Origin of the sequence: Paenibacillus sp. BK033, from assembly GCF_004345425.1 — a bacterium.
Taxonomy (GTDB): domain Bacteria; phylum Bacillota; class Bacilli; order Paenibacillales; family Paenibacillaceae; genus Pristimantibacillus.
Window position 1 is genome coordinate 54,449 of the sequence record NZ_SLVP01000016.1, and the last position, 12,588, is coordinate 67,036.

The following is a 12,588-nucleotide window of genomic DNA, read 5'->3' on the forward strand; positions in this document are numbered from 1 at the left end:
GCCAAGGGGGCTTGCTGGATGGACCGTTTATTATCGAAAAGGCTTCACCGGGATTACATTACCGTGTATCGCTTAAGCTCGCTTATTACGCATCTTGTGCTGTATGTGATTGTTATTGCCTATCTGACGTTTGCGGCCTGGAAGCATTGGACGTATATCCCGGGCTTCATCGGGCTGGCTGTTGTAAGTCTGTCTGCCGTGCTGTTTGTATGGTTTTTTCCGGAGATCAAATACCGGCGTTTTCAATACGAGCTGTTTGACGAGGAGCTGGAGATCAAATCCGGGCTTATCGTGATCCGAAATGTCCTTGTTCCGATGGTGCGCGTCCAGCATGTGGAGCTGGAGAGCGGACCGCTCATGCGCAAATACGAGCTTGCCAGCGTCGCGGTGGTAACCGCGGCAACCACGCACCGGATCAGCGGCCTCAAGCAAAGCGAGGCGCATTTTCTGAAGAGGCGGATCGGCCAGCTTGCGAAGGTAGATGATCAGGATGATTAAGAGAAACAAACCGCGCAGGCTGCATCCGATCTATATGCTGTTCCCGCTGTTCAATACGGTAAAAGGGCTGCTGCCGCTCATCATCATTACTTTGCTGCAGGGCGTGAACTGGTCGGGGGTAAACGGATACGTCTATCTCGGGATTCTGGCCGCCGTAACCTTGCTTATGTTCCTTGGATTGTTTGGCTGGCGCAAATTTTCCTTTACGGTGGAGGATGACCGGATCGTCATCCGCAAAGGGATCCTGTTCAGGGACGAGAAGACGATCTACTTCGGCAGGATTCATTCGGTTAACCTCGAGCAGCCCATTCTGCAGCGGCTGCTTGGCGTCACGCAGGTCAAGATCGAGACGCCTGGCGGCAACAAGAAGGCCGACGGGATTCTAGCGGCCCTGAACGAGAAGGATGCAAGACAGCTGCAGAGGCTTCTGCTGGCTCCGCATGACCAGCCTGCGGAGGCAGCCGTGCAACAGCAGCAACAGCCTAACTATCAGCTAACCCCTGGCCAGCTGCTGCTTGCGGCGGCGACCTCGCTAAATTTTGGGCTGGTTGTTGCTTTTATCGCGGGGATATTCTCGCTGGCGGATGATTTCATTAACGAGCTGGCTCCCAACCTTTATTCCACGCTTTACAAGGAATCTACCAGCGTAAATCCAAGCTATACCGTTATAGCTGTAATCGCGGTATGCGGGCTTGCCGCTGCGTGGCTGCTTTCCCTTGTCTTGTATGTCATCAAGTTTGCGGGGTTTACCGCTAATAAACAGGATGATCAAATTTCGATCTCCTACGGTCTCTTGGAGAAGAAGGTGCATCATTTCGATGCCGGCAAGGTACAGGCGGTTATCGTGGCGGAAGGGCTTCTTCATCAATGGATCGGATTTGCCCAAATTCAATTGCAGGTTGTATCCTCGGATAAAACGGAGCGGCTGATGCTTCATCCTTTTATTTCCGCAGCGTCGCTGCAATCCGTTTTGGCCTGTTATGTGCCGCAGTTTACGGCCGCAGAGATTCGGGCATCCGCCCCGAAGCGCGCATTTTTCGACTACGTTTGGAAAGGCCAGCTCGTTACGATTCTCCTATGCGCTTTCTTCATTTATTTTTTTCATATCCACGGGCTATGGTCTCTTATCCTGCTTCCCTTAGCCGCAGCCTGGAGCTGGAGCTGTCTGTCGGCGGCCGGGATGAGTCTGGAGGACGGACAGTTAACCCTTCGCAAACGGAGCCTGACGAGAATGACCTATTACATGCGCAGGCCTCAGATTGTCTCCATGACGACAAGGCGGACGAGAGGGCAGCAGAAAAGACGGCTGCTGACGGTCTCGGCCCATGTGCTTGGCAGTCCTCAGGCCTACCGCGTTCATTGCCTCGAGCGGGATGATGCCGAGAAGGCATGGCGTTGGTACAGCCGGCATCAAGCAGGAAAATAAAATGGGGGGCAGCCGTCTGCTCCCTGCAATTGGACACCGCTATTATTTTTTAGTAGGATAATAGAGATAGACAGCGGCTGATAGACAGGAGTGAAGACAATGCTGAGTTTAGGGGCAAAGGTTGTTATTATCGCTGACCAATTCGAGCAAAATCTCCCTCTTGGGGAGTATGGTTATATAATCGCTTACGACCGTAATCCGGACAATGTGTTCGATTATGTGGTAAGAGTGCCTGCGGCAAACCGCAATTTCCTTGTTCCTGACGAGGATGTTGAACTGGAAGAAGTGCTGCTGCAGGAAGAGGTTGACCGGGTCGAGAGGGAGGCGCTGATTGATTACGCGCTGGCCACATTCAACGAAGAGCTGTTCAACCGGATTGTAAAAGGCGAAGAAAAGCTCGAGGAGAAGGACAATGCAGGCGGCGAGAGCCAGACAACGGAAGACTTTATTCGCCAGGTTAATCTGAAGGCGTGGATATAACGGCAATCATCTTAGGCGGAGCTTATCCCTTACCGGGAGAGGCTCCGTTTCATTTTGCCTGCTTGACCACTTTGTGAAATGGCGATTATAAGCTATAATAGGAGGAATGAGTAGAAGGCTTGAAAGGGAGGACGAAGCATCCATGAGCATTACGATTAAAGACGTTGAGCATGTTGCGAATTTGGCGCGGCTGGAGCTCTCGAATGAAGAAAAAGAACAATTTACGGGACAGCTGAATGCGATCCTGAAATATGCGGAAAAGCTGGACAGCCTGAACACGGATAATGTAGAGCCGACCAGCCACGTGCTGCCGATTACGAACGTGATGCGGGAAGACATTACCCGTGAATCGCTGCCGATTGAGAAAGTGCTGCTTAACGCACCGGATGAAGAAGACGGCCAGATCAAAGTGCCGGCTGTATTGGAATAGAACTTACGGGTATTTGAAGGGAGGAACTGCTGTTGTCACTGTTTGATTTACGCCTACAGGATGTACATAGCAAGCTCAATAACAAAGAATTGACGGTTTCCGATTTGGTGGATGCGTCTTACCGCCGAATTTCCGAAACGGATGAAACGATTAAAGCTTTCCTTACATTAAATGAAGAGAATGCCCGCCGCCAGGCGGATAGCCTGGACAAGCAGCTTCTGGAGGGCGGCGAACGCGGCCTATTGTTCGGCCTGCCTGCCGGCGTGAAGGACAACATTGTTACGGAAGGGCTGCTTACGACCTGCGCGAGCCAATTCCTGAGCAATTATAATCCGATTTACGATGCAACAACCGTATCCAAGCTGAAGTCCGCCCAATCGGTTACGATCGGCAAGCTGAACATGGACGAGTTTGCGATGGGCGGCTCGAACGAGAACTCGAGCTACTATCCGACCCGCAACCCGTGGAACCCGGAATACGTTCCGGGAGGCTCGAGCGGCGGATCCGCGGCTTCCGTTGCGGCGGGACAAGTTTATTTCTCCCTTGGCTCCGATACGGGCGGTTCCATCCGTCAGCCTGCAGCATACTGCGGCATTGTTGGCCTCAAGCCGACATACGGCCTGGTATCCCGCTTTGGTCTCGTAGCGTTTGCTTCTTCACTCGATCAGATCGGTCCTCTTACGAAAAATGTTGAAGACTCCGCTTACGTGCTGCAAGCGATCGCGGGTTACGACGAGAAGGATTCGACATCCGCCAACGTCGATATTCCGGACTACACAAGCGCTCTTACCGGCGATGTGAAGGGTCTTCGCATTGGCGTGCCTAGAGAGTATCTGGGCGAAGGCATCGATCCGAAGGTGAAGGAAGCCGTTATGCAGGCTCTCAAAACCTTCGAAAGCATGGGCGCAACCTGGGAGGAAGTATCGCTGCCGCACACCGAGTACGCGATTGCGACTTACTATCTGCTCGCTTCCTCGGAAGCTTCGTCCAACCTGGCGCGTTTCGACGGCGTTCGTTACGGCGTTCGCGCGGACAATCCGGAGAACCTGATCGACCTGTACCGCAAATCGCGCAGCCAGGGCTTTGGCCCGGAAGTCAAACGCAGGATCATGCTGGGCACTTACGCGCTTAGCTCCGGATATTACGATGCGTATTACCTGAAAGCGCAAAAGGTTCGTACGTTGATCAAGCAGGACTTCGACAATGTCTTCAACCAATACGATATCATCATCGGCCCTACGGCTCCGACAACCGCGTTCAAGATCGGAGAGCAGGTCGGCGATCCGCTGACGATGTACCTGAACGATATTTGTACGATTCCGGTAAGTCTTGCGGGCATTCCGGCAATCAGCGTTCCGTGCGGAACGGCGGACGGCATGCCGATCGGCCTGCAAATCATCGGCAAGGCATTTGATGAATCGACCGTGCTGCGCGCGGCTCATGCGTTCGAGCAGCAAACCGAATTTCATAAATTGCGGCCGCAGCTAGGGTGAAGGGAGAAATAACGATGTCTGAAGCGACTCAATACGAAACGGTAGTTGGTCTCGAAGTACACGTGGAGCTGCATACCAACAGTAAAATTTTCTGCGGCTGCTCTACGGCATTCGGAGCTCCGGCTAATACTCATACATGCCCCGTATGTCTCGGGCACCCGGGCGTTCTGCCCGTCTTGAACAAGCAAGCTGTCGAGTACGCGATGAAAGCGGCAATGGCGCTTAACTGCGAAATCGCCGACATTAGCAAGTTCGACCGTAAAAACTATTTCTATCCGGATTCGCCAAAAGCGTATCAAATCTCGCAGTTCGATCAACCGATCGGCCAGAACGGCTGGATTGATATCGAAGTAAACGGCGAGACCAAACGAATCGGCATAACCCGGCTGCATCTGGAGGAAGACGCCGGCAAGCTGACTCACGTTGACGGCGGATATGCTTCCCTTGTGGACTTTAACCGCGTCGGCACGCCGCTTGTCGAGATCGTGTCCGAGCCGGACATCCGTACGCCGGAAGAAGCGAAGGCTTATCTCGAGAAGCTGAAAGCGATTATGCTGTACTGCGAGGTATCGGACGTGAAGATGGAAGAGGGCAGCCTCCGCTGCGACGCTAACATCAGTCTTCGTCCATACGGGCAAGAGAAGTTTGGCACGCGCGCCGAGCTGAAGAACATGAACTCCTTCCGCGGCGTTCAGCGCGGTCTTGAATACGAACAAATCCGCCAGGCAGAGATTCTGAATGAAGGAGGCCAAGTCGTGCAGGAGACGCGCCGCTTCGATGATACGCTGGGCAAAACCTTCTCGATGCGCGGCAAGGAAGAATCGCATGATTACCGGTACTTCCCGGATCCGGATTTGGTTCGTCTGAACATCAGTCAGGAATGGAAAGACCGTGTCCGCGCTTCGATTCCGGAACTGCCGGATGCGCGCAAGGCGCGTTACACAAGCGAATACGGCTTGCCTTCCTACGACGCCGAAGTGATTACTTCTTCGAAGAAGCTTGCAGATTTCTTTGAGGAAAGCTTGAACTATACAAAGGATGCTAAAGCGGTATCCAACTGGATCATGGGTGATCTTCTTGGCTATCTGAACGCGAACAGCCTGGAGCTTTCCGAAGTGAAGATTACCGGCCAAGGTCTTGGCGAAATGATTGGTCTGCTCGAGAAGGGCACAATCAGCAGCAAGATTGCCAAGACGGTCTTCAAGGCGATGCTGGAATCGGGCAAGCTGCCGCAGCAGATCGTGGAAGAGCAGGGACTCGTCCAAATCAGCGACGAAGGCGCGCTTGTAGCCGTGGTGGATCAGATCATCCAAGCGAATCCGCAATCGGTAGAAGACTTTAAAGCAGGCAAAGACAAAGCGATCGGATTCCTGGTCGGCCAAATTATGAAAGAGACAAAAGGCAAAGCGAATCCGGCTCTCGTGAATAAGCTCCTGCTTGAACGTCTGAAAGCCTAGTTGCCGATCTTTGACGCCGCTCATCCTATGCGATGGGCGGCGTCTTTTCATGGAACGCAGGTCCATATGCATACTAATATGGTACAATTATCATGATGAAAGGTTGTGCTGCCATTTGGGTCATGATCTCGCGAATCCCTGGTATATTAATGAGCTTCATCTCGGGTTAAGGCTGCTTCTGGCCATGCTCCTGGGCGGACTGATCGGCCTCGAGCGCGAACAGTCGAATCACGCGGCTGGGCTGCGCACGAACATTTTGGTATGTATCGGTTCTTGTTTGCTCATGCTCTTATCGATATATGGTTTTTCTTCTTTTGTTAATGAGACGAACGTCCGCGTGGATCCCGCCCGTCTGGCTGCCGCCGTCATTACCGGAGTCGGGTTCCTCGGAGCGGGCACGATTTTGTTTACGGGCAAGTCCATTACGGGCCTGACGACGGCCGCATCTTTATGGGTTGTCTCGGCTATCGGGCTTGCGGTAGGCGCCGGATTTTATTTTGCCGCGGTAACCACAACGGTTCTGGTTCTTCTTATTCTTTGGGCCTTCAATAAGCTGGAGAAAAGATACATCAGCACGAAGCGGGAGCATAAATTGGTCGTTCAGGCAGACGAACAGTCGACCATTGTCCTTACGCTAAACGCTTTGCTCGCCGAGAAACAGATTGTGATCCGCAAGGTCATGCTGGAGGAAAGCGCGAAGCAAGAGCAGGGGCTGCGGCAGTTTATGCTTCATTTGACCGTGCAGCTGCCGAAGAATGAATCGTTATTAGCTTTACTGGAACAAATCAAGCATATGGAGGGCGTGCATTGCGTGAGTTCGGATTAGATCGGCCAAAGAGCAGACTTCTTACTTTATTGCTCGCATTTGTGCTCCCCGGAGCCGGGCATTTATATACGGGGCGTTATCAGAGAGGACTGCTCCTGACCGCCGGTCTAGTTCTTGATATTGCTGCTATCATCAGGCTGGCAGATGCCAATGCGGCAAGGCATCTGCTCTTTATTGTCTATTTGGGAATTACGCTGCCGGTCTATTATTTTGTCAGCGTGTTTGATGCCTTGCAGACCAGAGCCGATGCCAAAGACGGTTCAACGGATCAATTGTCACCGGCAATCGGCTTGCTTATTATGGCTGCCGGTGTATTGCTGTTTATTCTGACGGACCCGCCCGCGGCCCTTATTCCGTGGATGGACGACCTGGCGGAAATGGCGGTAGGACCGTTCTTGTTAGCGGTGGCGCTTGTTTTATGGTTCTCGCGAGCGAAGGGAGATCAGTCCATGTTTCGATTGGGGCGGTTCACAGCCGCCATATTTATAATTGCAGTTGGGGGCCTGCTCTTATGGGACCAGGTGAAGGGCCGCAACGACGTTGCCTTATTGGGCAAGTGGTGGCCCGCCGTATTTATTTTGCTTGGAGCCGAAATCATTATCTATAGCATCGTTTACCGGAAAGCGGCGAGAAAGCTGCGGTTTGATTTTACAGGCGCCATTATCGCTATTGTTATTTCCGTTGTTGCCTTTACGGTGACCCAATACGCCGAGCTTCCGTTCCGCTGGCTTGATCAGTACGTTGATTTGAACGGAACCCAGGATTATGGCGAAGAGAAAGGCTTTAAATTTGTGAAAGATACGGATACGGTGCCTTTTGACGCTGCGGCCATAACCAAGCTCAAAATCACCAATCCGAACGGGAAAGTAACGGTGCGGGGCGGGGACAAGGATCAGCTCGTTATTGATACCGAGGTATGGGTAGACGTGACGGATGAGCAGGAAGCCGAACAGATAGCAGCCAAGTCGGCCGTAGAAAGAGTATCGGATGCCGATTCGATGACCATAACGGCGAAAGGCGAGCCGTATGGTACGAACGGAAGCCGTAAACCGCGCATGAATATCGTCGTTACGGTGCCGCAGACAGCCGTTACGTCTCAGGATCCTGCGGCAAGCACGGACAATCCCTCTGCGGATCCGAACTCGATTTCAGATTTGGAGGCAACGGAGACATCGTTAGACGATTCGGAAAAGAATTCCGTTCCCAAGATGGAGGTAACGGTTGATGTCAATAACGGTCCTGTTTCCGCCAGCGGTTTGATCGCGCCTGGCGGTGTCCAGCTGAAGAGCGACAATGGCGACATTACGGCCCAGCAGATTGAAGGACCGCTGGTGATTCACGGTCTGAATGGAGGAATTAACCTCCAGACCGTAACGGGAAATGCCGAATTGTCCACGAAGAACGGCGCGATTACTGTTGATGCTTTGACCGGCAATCTGACTGCAGAAACCTGGAATGGAGCGATGACACTAAGCGGTATTTCCGGCAGCGTGGGAGCGGACACGAAAAACGGCAAGATTGCTATGAAAGAAGTATCCGGAGAAGTGAAAGCCACTACGTTAAACGGCAACATCGAGCTGGCTAGCCGGGTAGTCGGCGGAGATTGGGATTTGGACAGCACCGTTGGAGAGATCAAGCTTCGCGTTCCGGCGGCAGGGGACTATTCCGTGTTTGGTTCGGTAACATTTGGAAGCATCACAACCGATCTGCCGCTTACGGTGAACAAGAAAACCGTTCGCGGAACCATAGGCTCAGGTACTTACCGAATTCAGGTGAATGCAACGAACAGTATTTTCATACAGTTGCATGAGGCGGGCTGATGAGCGCTTTCATTGACAAACCATTTTGAATGAACGTACAATAGCTTTATCCAGTAAGAGAAAGGCGTGAGGGGAATGGGAGCCAGCGTAACCGAAGCTATTGAACAATTGAAGATGAATGGCGTCCGTATGACCCCGCAACGTCACGCCATATTAAGTTATTTGATGGGCTCGATGTCACATCCGACAGCCGATGAGATCTATAAGTCGCTGTCTCCGAATTTTCCGAGTATGAGCGTGGCTACGATATATAATAACTTGAGGTTGTTTGTCGAAGCGGGTCTAGTTCGCGAATTAACCTACGGCGACGATTCCAGCCGTTTTGACGCGGATTTGTCCGACCATTACCATGCGATTTGCAAAAGCTGCGGCCAGATCGTAGATTTTGAATACCCGCCGCTGCTTGAAGTGGAGCGCGCTGCTTCCCACAAGACCGGGTTTATGGTGGAAGGGCACCGCATGGAAATTTACGGGGTATGCTCCAGCTGCAGTGAGACGGCGAAAGCGTAAATAATGGGGTTGTTATAAAGTTCAAGTTCACATGGAATAAGGCGTGCATAGATGCGGTAATTCGCTGATTTGCACGCCTTTTTATTAAAGGCGAAGCAAGAATCATGACAAGCAGCCCTAACCAGACTGCTTGTGTGATAATTCTTTTTAGGAGAGTGAGCAATTGGAGACGATGTACACCAGAGCGCCGCGCCGCCGTAGGGGCGGGGGAGCATGGTATACGATGCTGTTCCTGTTATTTATCGCAGCAGCGATGGGCGTTTGGTTTATCTACATGAAGTTTATCCCGAATCAGCATATAACGGTTCCCGACTATGGAATGGAACATCCGATAACCTTTCAAGGCGAAATCATGGATCAAGGCGCAACTATACAAAATGGTGAAGTCATGCTTCCGATATCCGCTTTGCAAAAGGCGCTTGGACCGGACGAGCCCGTATATTATGAAGCGGAGACCGGCTCCATTATTTTGACAACCACCAATAAAGTGTTAAGGCTGAAGACGGATGCTCTGACGGCGGAGCTTAATCAGAAGCCATACGAATTGCACATTGCCGCGCAAACCAAGGATGATGCCGTTTATATACCGATTACGCCGCTTGAAGAGCTTTATGGCCTCAAGACCGAGTACAAGTCCGATTCCGGCATCGTTATTTTACTCCAGGCAGGGGAATCTATTCAGCAAGGAAAGGCATTAAAGTCGAAAGGAAGCGCGATTCGGACCAAGACAAGCATCCATTCTCCAATCGCTGAAAAAGTACCTAAAGGCGAGACCGTGCGGATATGGGGCGAAGAACACGGCTGGTTATTCGTGCAGGGTCCGCAAGGACAGCTGGGTTATATGCAGAAGTCCAATGTGGAGCTGGCCAGTATAGAAAAGGTTCCTCAGGCAGCCAAGGAAGAGGCCTTTATACCATGGAAAGTACTTGGCAGCAAAATTAATCTCACCTGGGAAGCCGTTTACGAGAAAAACCCGAATCCGGATTCTATCGGTACGCTTAAAGGGGTTAACGTAGTAAGTCCGACGTGGTTTGAGCTGCAGGATGGAAAGGGTACGATTAAAGGCAAGGCGGATCCGGCTTATGTGCGGTGGGCGCATGATCAAGGGATGCAGGTTTGGGCTTTATTCAGCAATGGCTTTGAGCCCGATCGGACAACGGAAGCTTTGGCTACGGCCGATACACGCTTCAAAATGATCCGTCAGCTGCTTGCATTTGCGCAGACGTATCATCTACAAGGCATTAATATCGATTTCGAGAATGTCCGGACATCCGATAAAGCCAATCTGGTTCAATTCGTAAGAGAACTAACTCCTCTTCTCCATGAACAGGGGCTTGTGGTATCGATAGACGTAACGCCGAAATCCAACAGCGAGCTGTGGTCCTTGTTCCTCGACCGCTCGGCACTTGGGCGTACCGTCGACTATATGATGGTAATGGCCTATGACGAGCATTGGGCTTCCAGCCCGGAAGCGGGCTCTGTGGCATCGTTGGGCTGGACGGCAAGCGCGGTAAAACGCATTATCGAAGAAGACGGCGTATCCGCGAACAAAATCATTCTAAGCATGCCGTTATATACCCGTATTTGGACGGAACAAAACGGAAAGGTGACTTCCAAGGCGGTTGGCATGGACAAGGTTAAAGAGATTATCGCGAGCAAAAAGCTTACTCCTAAGCTCGACGAGGCTGCAGGACAGAATTACGTGGAGTATAAAGAAAACGGTGCTCTAAACCGGATATGGATTGAAGACGCGTTGTCGATCCAGTCGCGGGTGAAGCTTATGCGAGAGCTTGGTCTAGCCGGCGTGGCTACATGGAACCGTTCTTTCCAGACTTCCTCGATCTGGCCCGTCATTGACGAAGCAATTAACAAACGGCCTTAATAATTATTATTGTTGTTACAAAAGAAGCAGCCCCGGTGACGAGCACCAAGGGCTGCTTCTTTGTTTTATTCAACCGACGGTTCATGAGTTGCCTGAGCGGGATCAAGCGTAAGCATCGTTTTGCAATACATGCAGCGGTCGGTTTTTCCGAGCATCTTTGTCGGGCGGTGGCATTCAGGGCATTCCAGCATGGTGGCGCTTGTAGACATCATGCCCGCCCAGAAATAAACGACGCAGCTAATAAGGAGAGAGATCATTCCGATGACCATAAAGATCGCCGCGAAGATTTTGCCTGCGTGTCCCCACCAGACAATCCCGCCGGTTCCGATAATCATTACTCCCATGCCAACTAGCGTAAAGACGAGGCCCCACAAACGGAATTCATTGATTTTTGCCGATTTGAAAAAAATCTTATTCACTATTCCATTCCTCTCTATGACGATTGACGTATGTAACGTTAACGGTTTTCTTCTTTTGCAAGCAGGAAACCGCCACACTTTGTCGAAAAAGATAGTACTATACAGATAATTATTATAGCTTAATCTAAATGGATTAGCTATACGGAGGCCGAAGTGAATACGAAACAGTATTTTATTGAAACGTATCGTTCGCAGCTGGATGTAGTGGGTCTGGTGGCTATCGAGAATCCGTATCCTTATAATCCTCTGATTGAAGGATTGGACGTTTTAGTTCTTGTTGTGCGAGAGAGTGGGGCTAATGAAACAACCCAGCATGTTTGCCAGCACGGTAAACGGACTATGGTTCGGACGTTTGACACCGGTCGTTTGGAGCAATGGATTGCTGGCAGAAGCGGCAGCGTGATCCAATGGATGGTTCGGGGGGAGATATTGATGGAGCGCGACAATTACTTGACGAATATTCGTGAGCAATTGATGTTATTTCCAGATATCATGCGTGAACAGAAGCGTTTCGCCGAGTTTTCCGGATTCTTGCGTACCTATCTGCAAGCGAAGCAGGATCTTGAGGACAATCATATTTTGGATGCGCACAGTCATGTTATGGCGGCACTTCATCACTGGGCACACATCGTACTTATAGAAGAAGGGCATCACCCGGAGCTCACCGTTTGGAAGCAAATTCGCAGAGTTCATCCGGGAGTCTACAAGCTGTATGAGGAGTTGACGGCAAGTCCCGAGTCTCTGGAGCAGCGCGTCCGACTGGTGATGCTGGCATGCGAGTTTACCGTAATGAACAAAATGAAATCCTGCTGCTCCTTATTGTTCGAAGCATTCAGCAGCAGACAGGAACCATGGACGATATGCGAGCTGCAGAACTATCCGCCGATTCACGAGCTGCATATTGATCTATCTCTGATTGTTCAGAATCTGGTCAAGCGGGCATATGTCCGCGAGGTAGCGGTTATGCCCGCTAACGGAGATCCGGATGTGATGGAACTAAGGTATTTGCTAACGGCCATCTAATAAAAAGGAATAGGATACCCGTTGTATTTGCGCGGGTATTTTATTTTTGAAAAGGGTTGACTTAGTATTTTGGCATGTGGTACATTAATACTCGCCGATTTTGAGGCAGGTCAAAATAAGTCGAAATCGACAATTGAAAAAAATGTCGAAAGACGAAAAAAAGTGCTTGCAATCATTTAGGCGAATATGATATATTATAAAAGTCGCCGCTGAGAGAAACGGCGATTAACGAAAAACAAATTGTTCTTTGAAAACTGAACAACGAGCGAAACTGCCCCGTTAGAAATAACGGAAAAGCGATTTTTTAAATGAATGAGCAAGTCA

The 12,588-nt window shown here is 51.0% G+C and carries 12 protein-coding genes; 11 read left to right on the forward strand and 1 reads right to left on the reverse strand.

Annotated features, from left to right (window positions below):
- The first annotated feature begins 18 nt into the window (after positions 1–18).
- The 10 genes from EV294_RS28685 (at position 19) to EV294_RS28730 (ending at position 10,822) form a co-directional block, all read left to right on the forward strand.
- The gene (locus EV294_RS28685) at positions 19–498 is read left to right on the forward strand and encodes a PH domain-containing protein (protein ID WP_132313255.1); all 480 of its coding nucleotides are present in this window, start codon (positions 19–21) and stop codon (positions 496–498) included.
- Positions 491–1,924: a PH domain-containing protein gene (locus tag EV294_RS28690; protein ID WP_165930841.1), complete on the forward strand. Its 1,434-nt coding sequence runs from the start codon at positions 491–493 to the stop codon at positions 1,922–1,924. Before EV294_RS28685 ends, EV294_RS28690 begins: the two co-directional genes overlap by 8 nt.
- 99 nt (positions 1,925–2,023) lie before the next feature.
- A complete protein-coding gene (locus EV294_RS28695) occupies positions 2,024–2,404 on the forward strand; it encodes an ATPase (protein ID WP_132313259.1) in 381 nt (126 codons plus the stop codon).
- 142 nt (positions 2,405–2,546) lie between these two features.
- A complete protein-coding gene (gatC, locus tag EV294_RS28700) occupies positions 2,547–2,834 on the forward strand; it encodes an Asp-tRNA(Asn)/Glu-tRNA(Gln) amidotransferase subunit GatC (RefSeq protein ID WP_132313261.1) in 288 nt (95 codons plus the stop codon).
- A gap of 32 nt (positions 2,835–2,866) precedes the next feature.
- Complete coding sequence (gene gatA / locus EV294_RS28705; RefSeq protein WP_132313263.1) at positions 2,867–4,327, forward strand: Asp-tRNA(Asn)/Glu-tRNA(Gln) amidotransferase subunit GatA; 1,461 nt, start codon at positions 2,867–2,869, stop codon at positions 4,325–4,327.
- 14 nt (positions 4,328–4,341) lie between these two features.
- Complete coding sequence (gatB, locus tag EV294_RS28710; protein ID WP_132313265.1) at positions 4,342–5,784, forward strand: Asp-tRNA(Asn)/Glu-tRNA(Gln) amidotransferase subunit GatB; 1,443 nt, start codon at positions 4,342–4,344, stop codon at positions 5,782–5,784.
- A gap of 184 nt (positions 5,785–5,968) precedes the next feature.
- Entirely contained in the window at positions 5,969–6,610 is a 642-nt protein-coding gene (locus tag EV294_RS28715; RefSeq protein WP_165930842.1) for an MgtC/SapB family protein, read from the forward strand.
- Positions 6,592–8,430, forward strand: coding sequence for a DUF4097 family beta strand repeat-containing protein (locus EV294_RS28720; RefSeq protein ID WP_132313269.1), 1,839 nt, complete (start codon positions 6,592–6,594; stop codon positions 8,428–8,430). The genes EV294_RS28715 and EV294_RS28720 overlap by 19 nt, the downstream gene beginning before the upstream one ends.
- Positions 8,431–8,505: 75 nt before the next feature.
- Entirely contained in the window at positions 8,506–8,940 is a 435-nt protein-coding gene (gene perR / locus EV294_RS28725; protein WP_132313271.1) for a peroxide-responsive transcriptional repressor PerR, read from the forward strand.
- A gap of 172 nt (positions 8,941–9,112) precedes the next feature.
- Complete coding sequence (locus EV294_RS28730; protein WP_347813065.1) at positions 9,113–10,822, forward strand: glycosyl hydrolase family 18 protein; 1,710 nt, start codon at positions 9,113–9,115, stop codon at positions 10,820–10,822.
- 65 nt (positions 10,823–10,887) lie between these two features.
- Here the strand turns inward: EV294_RS28730 and EV294_RS28735 are convergent, their stop codons facing one another.
- Positions 10,888–11,232: a YgzB family protein gene (locus tag EV294_RS28735; RefSeq protein ID WP_165930843.1), complete on the reverse strand. Its 345-nt coding sequence runs from the start codon at positions 11,230–11,232 to the stop codon at positions 10,888–10,890.
- Positions 11,233–11,394: 162 nt separating this feature from the next.
- Between EV294_RS28735 and EV294_RS28740 the strand changes: the two genes are divergently transcribed.
- Positions 11,395–12,264 (forward strand): nucleotidyltransferase-like protein, encoded by an 870-nt coding sequence (locus EV294_RS28740; RefSeq protein ID WP_132313277.1) that lies wholly within the window; start codon positions 11,395–11,397, stop codon positions 12,262–12,264.
- Positions 12,265–12,588: the final 324 nt, after the last annotated feature.

Excerpts from the sequence above, each read along its gene's own strand:
- EV294_RS28730 (WP_347813065.1), top strand. The coding sequence starts at position 9,113 with ATGTACACCAGAGCGCCGCGCCGCCGTAGGGGCGGGGGAGCATGGTAT.
- gatB (WP_132313265.1), top strand. The coding sequence starts at position 4,342 with ATGTCTGAAGCGACTCAATACGAAACGGTAGTTGGTCTCGAAGTACAC.
- perR (WP_132313271.1), top strand. The coding sequence starts at position 8,506 with ATGGGAGCCAGCGTAACCGAAGCTATTGAACAATTGAAGATGAATGGC.
- EV294_RS28695 (WP_132313259.1), top strand. The coding sequence starts at position 2,024 with ATGCTGAGTTTAGGGGCAAAGGTTGTTATTATCGCTGACCAATTCGAG.
- gatC (WP_132313261.1), top strand. The coding sequence starts at position 2,547 with ATGAGCATTACGATTAAAGACGTTGAGCATGTTGCGAATTTGGCGCGG.
- EV294_RS28685 (WP_132313255.1), top strand. The coding sequence starts at position 19 with ATGGACCGTTTATTATCGAAAAGGCTTCACCGGGATTACATTACCGTG.
- EV294_RS28715 (WP_165930842.1), top strand. The coding sequence starts at position 5,969 with ATGCTCCTGGGCGGACTGATCGGCCTCGAGCGCGAACAGTCGAATCAC.
- EV294_RS28690 (WP_165930841.1), top strand. The coding sequence starts at position 491 with ATGATTAAGAGAAACAAACCGCGCAGGCTGCATCCGATCTATATGCTG.